This window comes from Klebsiella sp. ME-303 (assembly GCF_007910085.1).
GTDB classification, from domain to species: Bacteria; Pseudomonadota; Gammaproteobacteria; order Enterobacterales; family Enterobacteriaceae; genus Klebsiella; species Klebsiella michiganensis.
The window spans coordinates 39702-59511 of record NZ_VOJB01000073.1 but is presented as its reverse complement, the minus strand read 5'-3'; the positions used below and the strand labels follow the sequence as shown (position 1 = coordinate 59511).

General features: G+C 62.3%; 19 protein-coding genes and 1 pseudogene. 7 read left to right on the top strand and 13 right to left on the bottom strand.

Going from position 1 to position 19810, the window contains the following annotated elements:
• Positions 1–30 precede the first annotated feature (30 nt).
• From hpxK to hpxU, 7 genes are all read right to left on the bottom strand, one after another.
• Positions 31–1293, bottom strand: a complete 1263-nt coding sequence (gene hpxK, locus FQK12_RS12275; RefSeq protein WP_038423237.1) for an allantoate amidohydrolase — start codon at positions 1291–1293, stop codon at positions 31–33.
• On the bottom strand, positions 1290–2531 hold the full coding sequence (locus tag FQK12_RS12270; protein WP_014228773.1) for a pyridoxal-phosphate-dependent aminotransferase family protein: 1242 nt from the start codon (positions 2529–2531) through the stop codon (positions 1290–1292). Before FQK12_RS12270 ends, hpxK begins: the two co-directional genes overlap by 4 nt.
• Before the next feature lie 10 nt (positions 2532–2541).
• Positions 2542–3282 carry an amino acid ABC transporter ATP-binding protein gene (locus FQK12_RS12265; RefSeq protein ID WP_014228772.1) on the bottom strand — a complete coding sequence of 247 codons (741 nt, stop codon included), beginning with the start codon at positions 3280–3282 and terminating at the stop codon, positions 2542–2544.
• Complete coding sequence (locus FQK12_RS12260; RefSeq protein ID WP_014228771.1) at positions 3263–3919, bottom strand: amino acid ABC transporter permease; 657 nt, start codon at positions 3917–3919, stop codon at positions 3263–3265. Before FQK12_RS12260 ends, FQK12_RS12265 begins: the two co-directional genes overlap by 20 nt.
• A complete protein-coding gene (locus FQK12_RS12255; protein ID WP_014228770.1) occupies positions 3919–4584 on the bottom strand; it encodes an amino acid ABC transporter permease in 666 nt (221 codons plus the stop codon). The genes FQK12_RS12260 and FQK12_RS12255 overlap by 1 nt, the downstream gene beginning before the upstream one ends.
• Positions 4585–4593: 9 nt before the next feature.
• Positions 4594–5379 (bottom strand): transporter substrate-binding domain-containing protein, encoded by a 786-nt coding sequence (locus tag FQK12_RS12250; protein ID WP_014228769.1) that lies wholly within the window; start codon positions 5377–5379, stop codon positions 4594–4596.
• 214 nt (positions 5380–5593) lie between these two features.
• The gene (hpxU, locus tag FQK12_RS12245; RefSeq protein WP_014228768.1) at positions 5594–6433 is read right to left on the bottom strand and encodes a MurR/RpiR family transcriptional regulator HpxU; all 840 of its coding nucleotides are present in this window, start codon (positions 6431–6433) and stop codon (positions 5594–5596) included.
• A gap of 168 nt (positions 6434–6601) precedes the next feature.
• Between hpxU and hpxW the strand changes: the two genes are divergently transcribed.
• The 4 genes from hpxW to hpxZ are packed head-to-tail and all read left to right on the top strand — an operon-like array spanning position 6602 to position 10160.
• The gene (gene hpxW / locus FQK12_RS12240; protein WP_014228767.1) at positions 6602–8185 is read left to right on the top strand and encodes an oxamate amidohydrolase; all 1584 of its coding nucleotides are present in this window, start codon (positions 6602–6604) and stop codon (positions 8183–8185) included.
• A 9-nt stretch (positions 8186–8194) separates the two neighbouring features.
• Positions 8195–8383 carry an oxalurate catabolism protein HpxX gene (hpxX, locus tag FQK12_RS12235; protein WP_004131209.1) on the top strand — a complete coding sequence of 63 codons (189 nt, stop codon included), beginning with the start codon at positions 8195–8197 and terminating at the stop codon, positions 8381–8383.
• The gene (locus FQK12_RS12230; RefSeq protein ID WP_014228766.1) at positions 8380–9777 is read left to right on the top strand and encodes an AtzE family amidohydrolase; all 1398 of its coding nucleotides are present in this window, start codon (positions 8380–8382) and stop codon (positions 9775–9777) included. The genes hpxX and FQK12_RS12230 overlap by 4 nt, the downstream gene beginning before the upstream one ends.
• A complete protein-coding gene (gene hpxZ, locus FQK12_RS12225) occupies positions 9774–10160 on the top strand; it encodes an oxalurate catabolism protein HpxZ (RefSeq protein ID WP_014838039.1) in 387 nt (128 codons plus the stop codon). The genes FQK12_RS12230 and hpxZ overlap by 4 nt, the downstream gene beginning before the upstream one ends.
• Positions 10161–10397: 237 nt before the next feature.
• Here the strand turns inward: hpxZ and puuE are convergent, their stop codons facing one another.
• From puuE to FQK12_RS12210, 3 genes and pseudogenes are all read right to left on the bottom strand, one after another.
• The gene (puuE, locus tag FQK12_RS12220) at positions 10398–11330 is read right to left on the bottom strand and encodes an allantoinase PuuE (RefSeq protein ID WP_014228764.1); all 933 of its coding nucleotides are present in this window, start codon (positions 11328–11330) and stop codon (positions 10398–10400) included.
• Positions 11218–12090: pseudogene (locus FQK12_RS12215) on the bottom strand (aspartate/glutamate racemase family protein); the annotation flags it as partial. The gene puuE and the pseudogene FQK12_RS12215, both read right to left, overlap by 113 nt.
• Positions 12090–12806: a GntR family transcriptional regulator gene (locus FQK12_RS12210; protein WP_014228762.1), complete on the bottom strand. Its 717-nt coding sequence runs from the start codon at positions 12804–12806 to the stop codon at positions 12090–12092. The pseudogene FQK12_RS12215 and the gene FQK12_RS12210, both read right to left, overlap by 1 nt.
• Before the next feature lie 144 nt (positions 12807–12950).
• Here FQK12_RS12210 and FQK12_RS12205 point away from each other — a divergent pair, with 144 nt between their 5' ends.
• Positions 12951–14438: an NCS1 family nucleobase:cation symporter-1 gene (locus FQK12_RS12205; RefSeq protein ID WP_014228761.1), complete on the top strand. Its 1488-nt coding sequence runs from the start codon at positions 12951–12953 to the stop codon at positions 14436–14438.
• A gap of 109 nt (positions 14439–14547) precedes the next feature.
• A complete protein-coding gene (gene guaD / locus FQK12_RS12200; RefSeq protein ID WP_014228760.1) occupies positions 14548–15867 on the top strand; it encodes a guanine deaminase in 1320 nt (439 codons plus the stop codon).
• A gap of 104 nt (positions 15868–15971) precedes the next feature.
• On the opposite strand, the gene uraH is transcribed toward guaD, so the two are convergent.
• From uraH to FQK12_RS12185, 3 genes are read right to left on the bottom strand one after another with little or no spacing between them, the layout of a single operon-like run.
• On the bottom strand, positions 15972–16298 hold the full coding sequence (gene uraH, locus FQK12_RS12195; protein ID WP_014228759.1) for a hydroxyisourate hydrolase: 327 nt from the start codon (positions 16296–16298) through the stop codon (positions 15972–15974).
• The gene (gene uraD, locus FQK12_RS12190; protein ID WP_014228758.1) at positions 16295–16795 is read right to left on the bottom strand and encodes a 2-oxo-4-hydroxy-4-carboxy-5-ureidoimidazoline decarboxylase; all 501 of its coding nucleotides are present in this window, start codon (positions 16793–16795) and stop codon (positions 16295–16297) included. The genes uraH and uraD overlap by 4 nt, the downstream gene beginning before the upstream one ends.
• Positions 16773–18155, bottom strand: coding sequence for a nucleobase:cation symporter-2 family protein (locus FQK12_RS12185; protein WP_014228757.1), 1383 nt, complete (start codon positions 18153–18155; stop codon positions 16773–16775). Before FQK12_RS12185 ends, uraD begins: the two co-directional genes overlap by 23 nt.
• A 346-nt stretch (positions 18156–18501) precedes the next feature.
• Between FQK12_RS12185 and hpxO the strand changes: the two genes are divergently transcribed.
• Entirely contained in the window at positions 18502–19656 is a 1155-nt protein-coding gene (gene hpxO, locus FQK12_RS12180) for an FAD-dependent urate hydroxylase HpxO (RefSeq protein ID WP_014228756.1), read from the top strand.
• The last annotated feature ends 154 nt before the right edge of the window (positions 19657–19810 follow it).

Here is a 19810-nt window from a genome sequence, read left to right as displayed (position 1 = left end):
CCCGGTTTACCAGAAGCGAAACGATAGCCGCTACTTCCCGGCATCCAACGCCGACACCGCGCGCGAATAGGCCGCTATCGCCAGCGCCACATCGTCGGCGGTGACCGACTCGGCGGGATGATGACTGATGCCGCCTTTGCAGCGCACAAATAGCATCGCTGACGGCCAGCGTTCGGCCATGGCGATGGCATCATGCCCGGCGCCGCTCGGCAGCGTCAACGAACGCCCCTGCACCGCCTGCACCGCCTCGCTCAGTACCTGCTGCAATCCGCTATCGCAGGCGGTGGCGGCAATACGGTAAAACTCTTCGGCGCTGAACCGCAGCTGGCGACGAGAAGCAATGGCCTGCGCCTCATTCAGCAGCGTATCCAGTAGCGCATCCAGCGGCTGGTCGTGCGGCCCGCGAATATCCAGGGTCAGCGTAACGTCGCCGGGTATCACGTTAACCGCGCCGGGCGCGCAGCGCAGCGTACCCACCGTGGCGACCCGGTTTCCGCCCTGCTCGCGGGTCAGGGTCTCTACCCGCACCATCCACTCGGCGGCGGCGACCAGCGCATCTTTGCGATGACTCATCGGCACGGTCCCGGCGTGTCCCGCCTCGCCGGTAAAGCGGCAGTTCAGGCGACGCGCGCCGTTGATCGCCTCGACCACCCCCAGCGCCAGCCCTTCCTGCTCGAGGCACGGCCCCTGCTCGATATGCAGTTCCAGGTAGGCGGCAATCTCCTCCGGGCGGCGGGCGGCAAGATGAATGCGCGCCGGATCCAGCCCCGCCAGCACCATCGCCTGCGCCACGCTGACGCCGTCGGCATCGGTCTGCGCCAGCCAGCTCTCGGGCCAGGTACCGGTTATCCCGCGGCTGCCGAGCAGCGTAATACCAAAGCGCGTCCCCTCTTCATCGCAAAAGCCGACAATCTCGATGGCCTGTTTCAGCCGCCGCCCCTGTTGATGCAGACCGTGCACCACTTCGATCGCCGTGAGTACGCCGAGCATCCCGTCGTAGCGCCCGGCGTTGCGCACCGTATCAAGGTGCGACCCGAGCAGGATGGCGGGCGCTCCCTCCTGCTCTCCCTCGTAGCGGCCGCAAATATTGCCGACGCTGTCCTGCCAGACGGTCATTCCGGCCTGGGTCATCCACCGCGCCGCCCGCTGGTTGGCCTCGAGATGCTGTGGGGAGAGATAAACCCGGGTCAGGGCATCCGGCGTTTCGCTGATCGCGGCCAGCTCATCGGCGCGGGCCATCACCCGCGCCGCGGCCTGCTGCATTTCCGCCTGCTGGCGTTGTGCTGGACTCATTGGGCGCTCTCGCTGCGATAGTGATCCCACGCGGCCTGCATCGCCGCGCCCTGAGTGGTGGGGAATTTGAGATAGTTCAGCACCGACTCCAGCGCGCTGAGCGTGGTCATCACGCAGTCTTTACGCGCGTTGTAGCCCATGGTGCCGATCCGCCACACTTTGCCGTGCAGCGGGCCGAACGAGGTACCGATTTCAATACCGAAATCTTCCAGCATCAGCTTGCGCGCCTGGTCGCCGTTGATACCCTGCGGGATAACGACGCCAAGCACGTTGTTCATCTTATGTTTCAGGTCGCCGAAGGTCTCCAGCCCCATCGCCTGAATGCCTTTGACCAGCGCGTCGCCGTGCAGCTTATGGCGGGCAATGCCGTTATCCAGCCCCTCCTGGAGGATCAGCCGTGCGCATTCGCGGGCGCCGAACAGCGCGGTGGTGGCCTCGGTATGATGGTTAAGGCGCTCCGGCCCCCAGTAGTCCATCACCATGCCGAGATCGAAATAGTTGGAGTAGATCATCTCCTCGTCGCCGTCGCGGTGGGCATCGGTGCGAATCCCCTCTTCCACGCATTTGCGGCGGCGAATCGCCTCTTCCATGCGCGCGCTGAGGGTAATCGGCGAGGTGCCGGACGGGCCGCCGAGGCACTTCTGCATCCCGGCCGAGACCGCATCCAGCCCCCAGGCGTCGGTTTCCAGCGGGTTGCCGCCCAGCGAAGCGGTGGCGTCGGTGTAAAACAGTACGTCATAGCGGCGGCAGATATCCCCCAGCTCCGCCAGCGGCTGCAGCATCGTGGTGGAGGTGTCGCCCTGCACCGTCAGCAGCAGGCGCGGACGAATACGTTTGATGGCATCCTCCACCTGGTCCGGGGTAAACACCTCACCCCAGGGTACTTCAATGGTGTGCACTTCCGCCCGGCAGCGGCGGGCGATTTCGCACAGCAGATGGCCGAAGCGGCCAAACACCGGCACCAGCACCTTGTCCCCCGGCCGAATAGCCGAAACCAGGATCGCCTCAATCCCGGCCCTTGAGGTTCCGTCCACCAGCATCGTCCAGCGGTTTTCGGTACGAAATACGCCGCGGTACAGCGCCATCACTTCGTTCATATAGTGGGTCATCGCCGGGTCGTACTGGCCGATCAGCTGGCTCGACATGGCGCGCAGCACGCGCGGGTCGGCGTTAATCGGGCCGGGCCCCATCAGCAGGCGCGACGGCGGGTTGAGTTGCGGAAACTGAGTGATATCCATCTTTAAGTCCTTATTGATTGAGGCCGCGCACGGAGGAAATAAACTGCTTCAGTTCGCTGGTCTGCGGGTTGGCGAACAGCGTTTTGCTGTCGCCCTGCTCCCAGACGCGTCCCTGATGCATAAACACGACGCGGTCGCCCACTTCGCGGGCAAAATTCATTTCATGGGTCACGAGAATCAGCGTCATGCCCTCCGCCGCCAGCTGCTCCAGCACCTTAAGCACTTCGCCAACCAGCTCCGGATCCAGCGCCGAGGTGATCTCGTCACAGAGTAAAACTTTTGGCGACATCGCCAGCGCGCGGGCAATCGCCACGCGCTGCTGCTGGCCGCCGGAGAGACTCGACGGGTAGTAATCGAGCCGGTCGCCCAATCCGACCTTTTCCAGCATCCGCTGGGCCAGTTCACGGCACTCGGCGGCGCTCTTCTTCAGCACCCGACGCGGCGCCAGCATCACGTTTTCCAGCGCCGTCATATGCGGAAACAGGTTAAAACTCTGGAACACCATGCCGATAGAGCGGCTGATCTCCCGCGCCTGCGAGTCGCGGTCGGTAATGGTCATCCCGCCGAGCTTAATGCTGCCTTCCTGATAGCCTTCCAGGCCGTTGATACAGCGCAGCAGCGTGCTTTTGCCCGACCCGCTGCGGCCGATAATCGAGATCACTTCGCCCATATCGATATCCAGATCGACGCCCTTGAGCACGTGGTTATCGCCGTAGTACTTCTGCATCTGATTAATGGTGATGAGAGGCATTGAATTTGTTCTCCAGATGACGGCTGTAGCGGGACAGCGGGTAACACAGAATGAAATAGCCCAGCGCCACCAGCGCAAAGACTTTAAACGGCTGATACGTCACGTTGGTCAGCATTGTTCCCGCTTTGGTCAGCTCGACGAAGCCGATAATCGACGCCAGCGCGGTACCCTTGATCACCTGCACGGCAAACCCCACCGTCGGGGCGATGGCGATCCGCAGCGCCTGCGGGGCGACGACCCGATACAGCGTCTGGCCAAAGCTCAGCCCCAGACAGCGCGAGGCTTCCCACTGCCCTTTTGGCAGGGCGCGGATGCTGCCAAACCAGATATCGAGCAAAAAGGCGCTGGTATACAGCGTCAGCGCCAGCGACGCCGCGGTCCACGCCGAAACGTCGATGCCGAACAGCGCCACGCCGAAAAAGGCGAGAAACAGCTGCATCAGCAGCGGCGTCCCCTGAAACAGTTCGACATAGCCGCGGATCAGGCGTTTTACCTGACGCCCGCCGGTCATGCGCAGCAGCAGGAGCGGCAGCGTGACCAGCGCGCCGCCGAGAAACGCCACCAGCGACAGCAGCACCGTCCAGCGCCCGGCCAGCAGCAGATTGCGGACAATGTCCCAATCGGTAAAGGTGGTCATCATGCCTGCACCCCCAGCCATTTACGTCCCGCCGCCATCAGCAGCTGACGCATCGTTATCGACAGCGCTAAATAAATCCCCGTCGTCACCAGATAGACCTCAAAACTGAGGAAGGTGCGCGACTGAATCAGGTTAGCGGCAAAGGTCAGCTCTTCATAAGAGACCTGCGACACCACCGACGAACCGAGCATGACGATGATGCACTGGCTCACCAGCGCCGGATAAATGCGCTGCAGCGCGGGCGGCAGAATGACCTGAATAAAGGTCTGCGTCCGGGTCAGCCCCAGTACGCGCCCCGCTTCCCACTGACCTTTCGGCGTCACCTGAATCCCGGCGCGTACGATCTCGGTACTGTAGGCCCCAAGATTGACCACCATCGCCAGCAGCGCGGCCTCGCCCGCCGTCATCTTCAGCCCCAGGTTCGGTAAGCCGAAGACGATAAAAAACAGCTGTACCACAAACGGCGTGTTGCGAATCAGTTCGACATACCCGCCCCAAATCCGGCTGAACCACGTGGGACGCCCGCTGCGGATGGCGGCGCCGAAGATGCCAATCGTCAGGCCACCTATCGTCGCCAGCACCGTCAGCTGAATGGTCACCCACAGCCCCGCCAGCAGCTCCGGCCAGTGCGGCCAGAGCGCAGAAAAATGAAGTTGCTCCGTCATGCCCGGACCTTACGCGCCGAGGCTGGCAGGCAGCGGCGCTTTCAGCCACTTCTCAGACAAACCGTTCAGGGTGCCGTCTTTTACGCCCTGCTCAATCAGCGCATCCACTTTCGCCTTCAGGGCCGGTTGATTCTTTTTCAGGCCGATAAAGCACGGCGAATCCTTCAGCATAAAGCTCGGCACCGGGGCCTTGTCAGCGTTCTGCCGGGAGATGGCCGCCACCACCAGGTTGCCGGTGGCCACATACTGCACCTGGCCAGATAAATAGGCCGACAGCATGGTGTTGTTATCTTCGTAGCGCTTAATCTGCGCCTCTTTCGGCGCCACGCTGGTCAGCACCATATCTTCCACCGCGCCGCGGGTCACGCCCACGCTTTTACCGCTCAGCGCCGCCGGGTCTTTCAGCTCCGCGCCTTTCGGGCCAAATACGCCGAGGAAGAACGGCGCATAGGCGCGGCTAAAGTCGATCACCTTTTCGCGCTCGGCGTTTTTACCGAGGCTGGAAATCACCAGGTCCACCTTATCGGTTTGCAGATAAGGCACGCGGTTGGCGCTGGTCACCGGCACCAGCTGCAGCTTGAGCTTCATCTCTTTGGCGAGATAGCGCGCCATATCGATGTCGTAGCCCTGCGGCTGAAGGTCGGTACCCACCGAGCCAAACGGCGGGAAATCCTGCGGCACCGCAATGCGGATCGTGCCGCGCTTTTCAATATCCTGGAGCTGGTCAGCTTTCGCCGCCGGGAGGTTGGTTAACAGACAAGCGGCCCCGGCCAGTGCGATCAACAGTTTCTTCATGATGTTTACCCGTTACGTTAGCATGAAACAAAAGATTCTTTGAAGTCACTTTTGCAACTAATGTGCCAGATAAAGCGCCGCGCATCGGGTTAGCCCGCCGCTTGGCTAAGCGAACGTAAAACAAGGGAAATTGAGGAATTAAGAGGGAACGACCGCGCGTTCCCCCATTATTTTATCGCACCAAAACCATGCAAAGCACCACGCTGGCGCCCCATTATCGTTGTTCCAGCTCGTCCAGCTGCTGATAAAGGGTGGCGATGTCGTGAATGCGCGGGCGGCCTTTATCGAGAATTTCGTGCAGAAAGGCGTTCGACAGCAGATTGATCAGGCTATTGACCGAGGCGTAGCTGTCGTAGGCCGATACGCTATCCAGCGGTGCGCAGAGCCGCCAGCGCGCCAGCGGAAACAGGCCGTGGGCCTGCGGCTCGCACATCAGCAGCGCCGGAATGCCGCTGCTCTGCAGCTGCAGCAGCAGCGGGCGAATAATTCGCGGGCGGCGGCGGAACGCCATCACCACCACCAGATCGTCGGCGCTGAGATCCACCAGTTCCTCGCTCAGGCTTTGTCCGGGCTGCGGCAGCACCAGTACCTGCCCGCGCGCCTGCAGTAGCTGCTGACGCAGATGCAGCGCCGCAGGATAAGCATTACGCATGCCGACAATCACAATACGCCGGGCGGCGACCAGCGCCTGAATCGCCTCGGCGAACTGCTGAACATCCAGCGCGTTAACCCATTGTGTCAGGTTGGCCATCTCTTGTTTATAGTGGCGCGCCAGCAGAGTATTGCCCTGTACCGCATCGCGATTATCGGTCAGCGGCATTCCGCTCTGGCGCAGGGTGCGCAGCTCATCGCGCATATCTTTATATTTTTCATAGCCCAGGCGCTTGAACAGCCGGCTGACCGTGGCTTTCGATACGCCGCTCAGCTGCGCCAGCTCGGCGCTGTTGTAGCTAATCAGGTCATCAAAATGATCGAAAATAAAATCCGCCACCCGCTGCTCCTGGGGTGATAATGACGGGTACTGCTCTTTCAGTCGTTCATCAAGCTGTTGCATAAGACCTCTGTAACTTTCGTTTCACCGCACTATACCGCTAACGCCTTTCATAATGCATGCCAGTTCGGCAAAAAACGCGCATCGTCGGCAACGATTGAAACTTTACGTTCAGACATGGAACAGCTTTTGCAACCCTCTGCGGACATTTCGCTTAATTGAGGACACCCCATGCAAAGTCATGTTGCCGCCCGCGGGATGGCGGTTGCGCCCCATCATCTGGCCAGCCAGAGCGCGCTGGCGATTCTGCGCGAAGGCGGAAGCGCCATAGAAGCGATGGTCGCCGCCGCTGCGACCATCGCCGTGGTTTACCCGCATATGAACGGCCTCGGCGGCGATGGCTTCTGGCTTATCGTGCCCACCGAGGGCGATCCCATCGCCATTGACGCCAGCGGCGCGGCGGGGTCGCTGGCGACGCCGCAGGCCTACGCCGGCCTCGCGCAGATCCCCCACCGCGGACCGCAGGCGGCCCTGACCGTGGCGGGCACCGTCAGCGGCTGGGACGAAGCGCTTAAGGTTTCGCGGGAGTTAACCGGGAAATCGCTGCCGCTGACGCGTCTGCTGGAAGATGCCATCGGCTACGCCGCCGGCGGTATCCCGGTGACCGCCTCGCAGGCCAGCGCGACCGCCGATAAATTCAGCGAACTGCGCGACCAGCCCGGCTTCGCCGAAACCTTTCTGGTGGACGGCCAGCCGCCGAAGGCCGGGAGCCGCTTTTTGCAGCCGGCGCTGGCGAACACCCTGCGCCGATTAACCGAAGACGGTTTAGACAGCTTCTATCGCGGGCCGCTGGCGGAGCAGCTGGCCCGCGGTATGGAAAAGTACGGGCTGCCCGTCACCCTTAGCGACCTGCAGCAGCATCGCGCTCGCCGCCCCCAGCCGCTCAGGCTGGCGCACCGGCACGGCGAACTGTGGAACCTCGCGCCGCCGACCCAGGGGCTGGTTTCGCTGGCGATCCTCGGCATCACCGACAGGCTGGCGATGGCCGATGCCGACGATGCGATGACCGTCCACCGAATTGTGGAGGCGACCAAGCTGGCCTTCGGCCTGCGCGACGCGCATATCACCGATCCCCGCCACCTTGATGTCGATATCCAGAGCCTGCTGACGCCGGCGGCGCTGCAGCCGCTGGCGGAGAATATCGACGACCAGCGGGCGGCCCCGTGGGGCGCGGGCAAAGGCCCGGGCGACACCGTGTGGATGGGGGTTATCGATAAAAGCGGGCTGGCGGTTTCCTTTATCCAAAGCCTGTACCACGAGTTCGGCAGCGGCGTGGTGCTGCCGGAAAGCGGCATTGTCTGGCAGAACCGCGGGGCATCGTTCAGCCTCGACCCGCGCCACCTGCTGGCGCTGGCGCCCGGCAAGCAGCCGTTTCACACCCTCAACCCCGCCGCCGCAAGGCTGAACGATGGCCGGGTGATGGTGTACGGATCCATGGGCGGCGACGGCCAGCCGCAAACTCAGGCCGCTATTTTCACCCGCTACGTCATGCAAAACGTGCCGCTACAGGAGAGCATCACCCGGCCGCGCTGGCTGCTGGGGCGCACCTGGGGGCAGACTTCCGACTCGCTCAAGCTGGAGGGCCGCTTCAGCGCCGAAAGCGTTGCCCGCCTGCGTCAGCTGGGGCACGACGTTGACGTGCTGGCCGATTTTAGCGAAGCCATGGGCCACGCCGGGGCGATTGTACGCCATCCCAACGGCCTGTTTGAGGGGGCCAGCGATCCGCGCAGCAACGGCTCCGCCGCCGGCTATTAGGAGCTGATGATGAACACACCGCACAACGAATGGGACGCTTACCTCACACAAATGGAACAGCTGCTGGCGCTGGAGCTGGACGATGCGCGGCGCGCAGAGCTCAGGGTGCAGTTTAGCCGCATCGCCGCCATGGCCGGGCCGCTGCTGGCCTTTCCCCTCGACGATCGCGTCGAAATCGCCGGAGTCTATAAAGCATGAAGCTACCTGAAATGACGATTCACGAAATCCAGCGCGCGCTGGCCGCCGGCGAGCTCAGCGCCAAAGAGATCGCCCGCCACACCCTGGAGAACATCGCCCGCGTTAACCCGCAGATCAACGCCTGGACCCACGTCAGCGAAAAGCGCATGCTCGCTGAGGCAGAGAATATCGATACCCTGCGGCGGGAAAAAAAGCCCCTGCCCGCGCTGGCAGGCGTTCCCTACGCGGTGAAAAATCTGTTCGATGTCGCCGGCCATACCACCCTTGCCGGGGCGCAGCTGCTGAGCGATCGCCCCGCCGCCGCCGCCGACAGCTGGGCGGTGCGCCAGCTACATAGCGCGGGCGCGCTGCTCTCCGGGATGCTGAATATGGATGCCTACGCCTACGGTTTTACCACCGAGAACAGCCACTACGGGGCGACGCGTAACCCGCACGATCTTTCGCGGATCGCAGGCGGCTCCTCGGGCGGGTCGGCGGCGGCGGTGGCCGCCGGGCTGGTGAATTTCTCGCTGGGCAGCGATACCAACGGCTCCATTCGCGTCCCGGCCTCGCTGTGCGGGATCTTCGGCCTCAAGCCGACCTTTGGCCGGTTATCGCGCTCCGGCAGCCATCCTTTCGTCGCCAGCCTCGACCATATCGGTCCGTTTGCCCGCTGCGTCAGCGACCTTTCCGCGGTTTACGATGCGCTGCAGGGTCGCGATCCGGGCGATGGTTTTCAGGCCGACAAGGCCAGCGAGCGCACGGCGAATCTGCTGTCGCGCGGGCTCGAAGGCCTGCGCTGCGCCACCCTCGGCGGTTATTTTACGACATGGTGCGATAACGACGCCCGTGCGGCCGTCGCTCGCGTCGCCGGGGCGCTGGCGGCGCATGAGGCTGTGATTTTCCCGGAGGCGGAGCTGGCCCGCTCGGCGGCGTTTATTATCAGCGCCGCCGAGGGCGGAAATCAGTACCTGCCCGCGCTGCGTAGCCAGCCCGAACGTTTTGAGCCGAACTCCCGCGAGCGCCTGCTGGCGGGCGCGATGATCCCGTCGGCCTGGTATCTTCAGGCCCAGCGCTTCCGCCGCCACGCGCAGCAGGCGTTTAAAGCCCTGTTCGCCCATGCGGATGTGCTGATCGCCCCGGCCACGCCGTGCAGCGCGACGCTCATCGGCGCGCAGACCATGGAGATTAACGGCCAGCCGCTGCCGATTCGCGCCAGCATGGGGATGCTGACCCAGCCCATCTCCTTCCTTGGCCTGCCGGTGGTCACCGTGCCGCTGCGTACGGCGAACGGTCAGCCGATTGGCCTGCAGCTGATTGCCGCGCCTTTTAATGAACAAGCCTGTCTGCGCGCGGCGCGGGCGCTGGAGGAAATGGGCATTACCGACGCCCGCCCGGTGGAGATAGCAGCATGATGACGCAAGAGCAGATTAATCGCCCGTTGGTTCTCGCCGAGGTGACGGCGGCGTTTTACCGCTATGAGGAAGCGCTGGTGAGCAACGATATCGCGGTGCTGGATGAGCTGTTCTGGCACGATAAGCGCACGGTGCGGCTGGGGGCCGGGGAAAATCTCTACGGTATCGACGAAATCCGCGCCTTTCGCGCCGCCCGCCCGGCCGCCGGCCTGCAGCGCGCGCTGCGGCACACCACCATCACCACCTTCGGCGAGGATTACGCGGTGTGCAGCACCGAATTCACCCGCCAGGGCAGCGAACGCATTGGCCGACAGCAGCAAACCTGGGTGCGCTTCCCCTGCGGCTGGCGCATCGTCGCCGCCCAGGTGAGTTTGATGAGTTAAGCCTCGCGCCTTTCCCGGTATCCCCCGGGTTGCGCTGCGCTTACCCGGGCTACGGATCCGCAGAGGGTGATGAACCCGTAGCCCGGGCGGGCGCCCGGCGCCGCCCCCGGGGACATAGCGCAGGATGGCGTCATTTCCCGGAGGCGATGCTGCGCATCTGTCCGGGCTACCGGATTGCGGCCGTTTGCAGAGCTGTAGCCCGGGTAAGCCGCTTGCGGCGCGACCCGGGGAACGCCTTTACCCCCGGAACGGATGAACGTCGCGCCAGTGGTCGGCAATCTGCTGACGAGTGCAGACCCAAACCTGGTCGTGCTGCTGCACATAATCAAGGAAACGCTGCAGCGCGCGGAAGCGGCCCGGGCGCCCCAGCAGGCGGCAGTGCATCCCGATGGACATCATCTTCGGCGCGCTGGCCCCCTCGGCGTACAGCACATCGAAGCTGTCTTTCAAATAGGTGTAAAACTGCTCGGCGGTATTGAACCCCTGGGCGGTGGCAAAGCGCATATCGTTGGCGTCGAGGGTATAAGGTACGATCAGGTGCGGCTTACGCGTCCCGTCGCCGCAGGCCACCTCGCTCCAGAACGGCAGATCGTCGCCATAATAGTCGCTGTCGTAATCAAAACCGCCGTGCTCCACCACCAACTGGCGGGTATGGGGACTATCGCGCCCGGTATACCAGCCGGTGGGCGGTTTGCCAAACAGATCGGTTAACACCTGCACGGCTTTATGAAGATGCTCCCGCTCCTGCTCGATAGGCATATTCTGGTAGTGGATCCAGCGCCAGCCGTGGCTGGCCACGTCATAGTTCGCCGACTTAATCGCCTCGACCACCTCGGGATGACGCGCCAGCGCCATGGCGACGCCAAACACGGTCAGCGGCAGTCCCCGCTGGCTGAACTCATTATGGATGCGCCAGAAACCGGCGCGGCTGCCGTACTCATACAGCGAATCCATCGACATATGCCGGTCAGGATAGCTGGCGGCGCCGATAATATCGGACAGAAACTGCTCAGAACCGGCATCGCCGTGCAGCACGTGGTTTTCCGAGCCCTCTTCGTAGTTCAGAACAAACTGCACGGCGATGCGCGCATTGTTCGGCCACCGCGCGTGCGGCGGCTGTCCGCCGTAGCCGCGCAGATCGCGCGGGTAATCGTCTGCCAAAAATGCCATCTGCTACCTCTTCATATTAAAAGGGATTTAATGCCTGAAATTTGCCGCTCAACGCCTTGGCTTCCGGAAACCCTAAATCGCCCTGCTTGCTGGTCGACAGGCCTAACGCCACCAGCGACTCAACCATTTTGACCGCCGCGCTGACGCCATCGATCACCGGCACGCGCAGTTCGCGGGTCAGCTCCTGGGCCAGCGTCGCCATCCCGCCGCAGCCCAGCACGATAGCCCCGCAGCCGTCCTCTTTTAGCGCCTGGATACAGCGCGCTCGTACTTTCTCCTGCGCCAGACCGCTGCCGTCCTCCAGCGCCAGCACCGGTAAATCAATGGCGTGCAGGGCGGCGCAGTGGTCATGAAAACCATACTGGTGCAGCAGATGACGGGCGATGATCAGGGTGCGCGGCAGCGTGGTCACGATGGAAAAACGGGTGGCCACCAGCGTCGCCATATGCATCGCCGCTTCGGCAATCCCCACCACCGGCCCCTGCGCCAGCTCGCGCGCCGCCAGCAGCCCGGGGTCGCCAAAACAGGCGATCACGTGCCCGTCTACCCCCTGTTGACGACCGGCTTTGATCTGCTCCAGCACGCCCACGGCGGCGATGGCTTCATCAAAGTGGCCCTCTATCGACGGCACGCCCTCGCGTGGGCAGACCGCCAGAATCTCGGTTCCCGGCGCGGCAGCCGCCCGCGCGGCGGCACCGATGGTTTCCGTCATAGCCAGGCTGGTGTTGGGGTTGATGACTTGTATACAAACAGCGGCCATTACGGCTCCTTATAGCCGGCAAACAGCCGGGCAAAATCGGGCAGAGTCACGCCAGAGCGCTCAAAACAGAGGCTGGCGACAATATGTTCAAAATGGTGGCTTAAGGCGTCGCTCAGGGGCTGGAGCGCCTTGTCGCGCAGCAGCTGGACAAGCTGTTCGTGATCGTCGCAGCGGCAGCCCTGACGCCACGGCGATCCCCACGCCGCGATAACCAAGGATGAACGCTGGCTCAGGCGGGTCACCATCTCGGTGAGCACCTGATTGCCGGAGATCGCCTGCAGCTGAATATGAAACTCGGCCGAATAGCGGATCGCCGCCGGGCCGTCATAGCGTTCATGCGCCTGCTGCTCCTGACGGATAATGGCCTCCAGCGCCGCCAGGTGCGGCGGCTGGCAGCGGGTCAGCACATCCGGCAGGTTGGCCACCTCCAGCAGCGCGCGGGTACGAAAGATCGCCTGCGCCTCTTCGACCGTTGGGCTGGCGACCTGTGCACCACGTTTGGGCGTCAGGGCGACCATTTGCACAGTCGCGAGTCGTTGCAGCACTTTTCTGATCCCGGTGCGGCTTACGCCAAACACCTCCGCCAGCGCCTCCTCCGGCAGTTTGCTCCCCGGCGGCAGCTGATGCTCGACGATCGCGGTCATCAGCGCCTGATAGATGGATTCGTCTTTATCCTGCAGCTCTGGCGCGGCCTGCAGACGATGTTGGTTGCTCATTAACCACTCCGACTTTCACTTTTTGATATCGAATCGTATACATAAAATTTAATTCTTGCATACAAAATTAACTGTTTTGGCCTGATTCCTGCAACAGCCTCGGCAATCCATTTAAACGGGTGTTCATTTACAGGAGCAGGTTTCATGCCAAATCAACAAAATACGCATCAGGTTAAGGCCGCTGATCCCCACGCTGGATACAGCCCACGGCTTTGCAATGAGGATCTGGCGCCGACGCGCGACCAGAACTGGAGCTGGTACAACATCTTTTCTTTCTGGATGTCGGACGTGCACAGCATGGGAGGCTACGTGGTGGCGGCGAGCTTCTTTACCCTTGGTCTTGCGAGCTGGCAGGTGCTGCTGTGCCTGCTGGTGGGGATTTGCATCGTTCAGCTGTGCGCCAACCTGGTGGCGAAGCCCAGCCAGATGGCGGGGGTGCCCTACGCGGTCATTTGTCGTCAGGCGTTTGGCGTCTTTGGGGCCAATATTCCGGCGGTGATCCGCGGGCTTATCGCCTTCGCGTGGTACGGCATTCAGACCTATCTCGCCGCCAACGCGCTGATGCTGGTGCTGCTGAAGTTCTGGCCCTCGCTGTCGACGCTCACCGCTTCCAGCTTCCTTGGCCTGTCGCATCTGGGCTGGCTCTGCTTCGCCACCATGTGGCTGCTGCAGGCGATGGTGTTCTGGCACGGGATGAACGCCATCAAGCGCTTTATCGATATCGCCGGCCCGGCGGTCTACGTGGTAATGCTGGCGCTGGCGGGATGGATTGTATACAAGACCGGTTTTGACGGGATCTCCTTTACCCTCGCCAGCAAATCGCTGAGCGCCGGGGAGCAGACCTGGCAGATGATCACCGCCACCGCGCTGGTGGTCTCCTACTTCTCCGGCCCGCTGCTCAACTTTGGCGATTTCTCGCGCTACGGCAAAAGCATGGGTGAGATCCGCCGCGGCAACCGCTGGGGCCTGCCGTTTAACTTCCTGCTGTTCTCCATCGTGACCGTGGTGATTGTCTCCGGCACGCAGTCGCTGTTTGGCCGCATGATCACCGACCCGATTGAGACCGTGAGCCGCGTGGGCAACGACCTGGCGGTCGCCATTGGCCTGCTGACCATGATCACCGCCACCATCGGGATTAATATCGTGGCCAACTTTGTCTCCCCGGCGTTCGATTTCTCTAACTGCTCGCCGCAGAAAATCAGCTTCCGCACCGGCGGGATGATTGCCGCCGTGGGATCGATTTTGCTGACGCCGTGGAACCTGTTTAACTCGCCGGAGCTGATCCACTACACCCTCGACGTGCTGGGGGCGTTTATCGGCCCGCTGTTCGGTATCCTGATCGTGGACTTTTACATCATTAAGCGCGGCAAGGTTTCCGTTAACGATCTGTTCGACGACACGCCAAAAGGCCAGTACTGGTACCGCAACGGCTTTAACCCGAAAGCGATCGCCGCCCTGGTGCCCTCCGTCGCGATTGGTCTGGTCATCAGCTTTATTCCGGCCCTGCACGAAGTGGCTAACTTTAGCTGGTTTATCGGCGTCTTCCTGAGCGGCGCGGCCTACCGCTGGATCGCCCGCGACGAGCGCGTCGGCGCCACCGCCGGCTTCAGCGCCCTCGCCCAGAAAGAGTAACCCGGCCTTCCCGCCGCGGCGTCACGTCGCGGCGGCTCTCCGCCTGCGCAAACTGGCATTAATCTTGCTCAATCAACCTATCCTTTCGCTAACCCACAGGGCAGCTATGATGATGGACTACCATGCCGCAGTTCGCGGCGCATTTTTCGATATCGCCGGGGTTGCCGAGAGCGCCGACGATATCGACCGCCAGGCGCGCTATCTCGAGGATGGCGTGCTGTTTCTTCGCGACGGACGCATTCAGGCGCTGCTGCCGTGGCAGGAGGGCGAACGCTTTCTGCACCCGCAGAAGGGCTATCGCGACCTGCACGGTAAGCTATTGCTGCCGGGGTTTGTCGATGCCCACGTCCACTATCCGCAAACCGAGATGATCGGCGCATTTGGCGAGCAGCTGCTGGAGTGGCTCACCACTTATACCTTTCCCGTGGAGAGCCAGTTTGCCGATGCCGACTACGCCGCGGAGATCGCGCAGTTTTTTGTCAACCAGCTGCTGAGCCACGGCACCACCACCGCGCTGGTTTTTTGTACGCTGCATCCGCAATCGGTGGATGCCCTGTTTAACGAAGCGCTGCGCCTGAATATGCGCCTGCTCGCCGGCAAAGTGATGATGGATCGCCACGCGCCGGACTACCTGAGCGAAAGCGCGGAGCAGAGCTACCGGCAAACTCGCGAACTGATTGAACGCTGGCACCGGCGCGGCCGCCTCGGCTATGCCATTACGCCGCGCTTCGCGCCGACCTCAACGCCGGAGCTGCTGGCCGCGGTGCGGCAGCTGCGGGAAGAGTTTCCCGATACCTGGCTGCATACCCATTTGAGCGAAAACCTCAACGAAGTGGCGTGGGTAAAAAGCCTGTGGCCGGAGCATGAGCACTATCTTGACGTCTACCATCACTATCGGCTGACCGGCGAGCGTAGCGTGTTTGCCCACGGCATTCACCTTGCGGACGCCGAATGGCAGTGCCTGCACGAGACCGGCTCAGCGCTGGCCTTCTGCCCGACGTCAAACCTGTTTCTCGGCAGCGGGCTGTTTCGTTTACCGACCTGCTGGCAGAACAAAGTGCGCATGGGCATCGGTAGCGATGTTGGCGCGGGCACCACGTTCAGTATGCTGCGCACCCTCGGCGAGGCGTATAAGGTCAGCCAGCTGCAAAGCTATCGCCTGCGCGCCAGCGAAGCCTTCTACCATGCGACCCTTGGCGGCGCGCGCGCGCTGCGCCTTGACGAGAAGATTGGCAATTTCCAGCCCGGCAAAGAGGCCGATTTCGTGGTTATCGACCCGGCGGTCACGCCGCTGCAAAAGTTACGCAGCGGGCGCTGCAAAGATATCTATGAACAGCTGTTCGTGCTGATGACCCTGGGCGATGAACGTAATATCAGCGAGACGTGGGTAAACGGCGAGCGCGTGTGGGGGGATGCGGCTGCGCAGTAGTCCCTTTCCCGGAGGCGGCACGCTGTGCCTGTCCGGGCTACCAGACCACAGACAGCGCCGAACTCATAGCCCGGACAGGCGCGCAGCGCCGCCTCCGGGGAAATTTAGCTGCCGCGATAGGTAGACCAGCCGCCGGGGGAAATTAAAAACGGTAAATGATAGTGCTCGCCAGCCGCTTCGCGGATGACGAAATCAATCTGCGCGCTCAGGTAGAGCGTCTCGCGCCCGCTGGCGGCAAACCACTCGCCGATTTCCGCGCACAACCGGTAACGCCCCGGTGCCAGCGTCCCGGCGCCGAGTTCGCCAATGCGGCCGTTATCATCGGTGACGCCGCGGGCAACCAGCGCGCCTTCGCGCTCCAGCGCAATCTTTACGCCCTGCGCCGGTCGGCCGGTGGAAATATCCAGAATATGGGTGCTTAAGGTACTCATTCGCCAATCGCTCCTTCCAGTCTTAATAGGGTGATTTCGCGCAGCTGCGCTAACGCGTCTTCGACTTCTGCGCGCTCGCTGTTTTGCAGGCGACGCGACAGCGCCGCCAGGATTTCATCCCCGCTGCGCCCTTTCGCGCGAATCAAAAAGACCCGGCCAAACCGCGCTTCGTAGCGGGCGTTGCCCTCTTTCAGCGCCTGCGCCAGCGCAGCATCGCGGTCATCAACGCTTCCCTGTTCCTGACGCGAGAGCGCCGCGTGCGCCTGAGACCCGGCGGGCTTTTCGCCGATACGCGGATGGGCGCTTAGCGCCTCGGTCAGCTCCGCTTCGCCCCACGCCGCCATCAGCCGCCGGGCGGCGCTGAGTAAATCAGCGCGGCTGCGCCAGGGCCGGCCGGCGGCCAGCGCCGCCGCCCAGCCGGAGACGGCCACGCAGGGTTCCAGCACGGCGACGGCATGTTCGCCGCTCAGCTGATTAAAGTGATTCAGCGCGATCATCGGTGCTCCTTGTGGCCGCCGCCGCGGCCGGTTTCTCTTCCGGAATAATCAGATTCAGGACAATCGCCACCAGCCCGCCGCTGGTCGCCGCGGAACCGAACAGGTTACCCACGATCGGCGGGAAGTGGGTCAGAAACGCCGGAACCGCTTCAATGCCGAGACCAAAACCGAAGGCCAGGCCAACGATCAGCATATCGCGGCGGGTCAGCGGTTTCTGGGTGATAATGCGGATCCCCGCCGCCACAACGCAGCCAAACATCACCATCGTCGCGCCGCCCAGCACCGGCGCCGGGATCTGGCGCAGTATCTCGCCGAACGGCGGAAACAGGCCCAGCAGAATCAAAATCACCCCGATGTAGCGGCCAACGTAGCGGCTGGCGACGCCGGTCATCTGAATCACGCCGTTGTTTTGCGCAAAGGTGGTATTGGGGAACGCGCACAGCATCGCCGCCACCATGCAGCTTATGCCATCGGCAAGAATGCCGCCTTTCAGCCGCGAACGAAAGGCCTCGTCATCTATCGACTGCTGAGAGATCAGGCAATTGGCCGTCAGATCCCCCACCGCCTCAAGAATGCAGACCAGCGACACCAGCGCAATCGGCAGAAAAATCGCGCTGTTAAACTGAAAACCAAACGGGAACAGCTGCGGTAAGCGGAACCAGACATCGCCGACGCCTTTAAGCTGGAACGATCCGCTCAGCGCCGCCGCCGCGCAGCCGACGGCAATCCCCACCACCACCGAAGAGAGACGCAGCCAGCGGTTTTTCGCACAGCTCAGCAGGACGATGGTCCCCAGCGTGCCCGCGCCGAGGGCGATATTGCTCATGCTGGCAAACGCTTTAGCCTGCTCGCCGCCGCACCAGTTAATGACGCTGACTTTAATCAGGCTAATGCCGATCAGCGCAATCACGCTGCCGGTAATCACCGGAGTAAAAATGCGCTTCAGCGGTTCAATAAAGCGGCTGACGAGACAAGGCACCAGCGCGGCGACAACGTTGACGCCAAACAGCATGGCCATAATATCCTGCGGCGTGCCGCCCTGCCCTTTTACCCACATACCGCCGGCAATGGCGACGCCGAGGAACGCAAAGCTGGTCCCCTGCATACAGATCATGCCCGCGCCGATCCCCCACAGGCGGTTGGATTGCAGGAAGGTCCCGATGCCGGAAGCCAGCAGGGACATGCTGATCAAATAGGGCAGCCACTCCCCCAGCCCCAGCGCCGCGCCGATAATCAGCGGCGGCGTAATAATGCCTACCAGCCCGGCGAGTACGTGCTGTAAGGCGCTAAAAAAAGCCGGGAGCGGCGGGATCCGCTGCTCAAGGCCGTACAGTAAGCCGCCGTTTTTTTCATCTGACATGGTCGTTTCATCCCGTTGCGAATAAGCGTGCGGGAACGGGTGCACAAAACAGGCCAAACTCGCTCACATTTGCGCAACATTTAATTTTATTCCGTTTTTTCAAGCAGATAAACCATCAGTTTTGCCAGCCCCCTGGCGTCTGACCTCGGCGCGACAATGAAACATTAGATTCTCCATTGCAAATTTAGAAATTATTGATTCATAAAAAGGCAATAAAACCCGCTCTGCGCACCAGCGTTGTGCAACCGCACGGTCGCGGGGAGCCCGAATCGGCGAAATCAGCGCCTGCGCCAAAGTGGTACGCAAATTGCTCAAGCCAATAACGACGTATGTAAAGGAGAAGCAAATGAAAGCATTAGTTATCGGCGGCGGAATCGGCGGCCTGAGCGCGGCGGTGGCATTAAAAAATGCCGGTATCCACTGCGAAGTCTTTGAAGCGGTGAAAGAAATCAAGCCGGTGGGCGCGGCCATCTCCATCTGGCCTAACGGCGTTAAGTGCATGAAGCATTTAGGCATGGGGGATATTATCGAGAGTTACGGCGGCCCCATGTATTTTCTGGCTTACAAGGATTATCTGCGCGGGGAGACTCTGACGCAGTTCAGCCTCGCGCCGCTGGTGGCGCGCACCGGCGGCCGTCCCTGTCCGGTTTCCCGCGCCGAGCTGCAGCGCGAGATGCTCGACTTCTGGGGGCGCGACGCCGTGCAGTTTGGTAAACGCGTCACCCGCTGCGAAGAAAATGCCGACGGGGTTCGCGTCTGGTTTACCGACGGGTCGATGGCTGAAGGCGATTTTCTGATTGCCGCCGACGGTAGCCATTCGGCGCTGCGCCCGTACGTGCTCGGCTATACCCCTGAGCGCCGCTACGCGGGCTACGTTAACTGGAACGGTCTGGTGGAAATTGATGAGGCGATTGCGCCGGGCAACCAGTGGACCACCTTCGTTGGCGAGGGGAAACGGGTGTCGCTGATGCCGGTCTCCGATGGACGGTTTTACTTTTTCTTTGATGTTCCGCTCCCGGCGGGGCTGGCCGAGGATCGCAGCACCCTGCGCGCGGATCTCAGCCGCTACTTCAGCGGCTGGTCGCCGCAGGTGCAGAAGCTGATTGCCGCCCTCGACCCGCAGACCACTAACCGCATTGAAATCCATGATATCGAGCCGTTTGAACGGCTGGTTCGCGGCAAGGTGGCGCTGCTGGGCGATGCCGGGCACAGCACCACGCCGGATATCGGCCAGGGCGGCTGCGCGGCGCTGGAGGATGCGGTGGTGCTGGGGGATCTGTTCCGCCAGAGCCGCGATATCACCGAGGTATTGCGCCAGTACGAAGCGCAGCGCTGCGACCGGGTGCGCGACCTGGTGCTGAAGGCGCGTAAGCGCTGCGATGTGACCCACGGTAAAGATATGGCGCTGACGGAAGCCTGGTATCAGGAGCTGAAATCCGAAACCGGAGAGCGGATTATCAACGGTCTGTGCGAAACCATTCAGGGCGGCCCGCTGGGGTAAAGATGCTGGCATCAGCCCCCTTCCCGGCTCGCGGCGTAAACGCCTTCGCCGGGCTACCGGATCGCAGATGCGAGGGAACCCGTAGCCCCGGTCAGCTCGTAGCCCGGCTAAGCGCAGCGCGAGCCGGGAAGAAGCCACGCCGATGCATCACCCC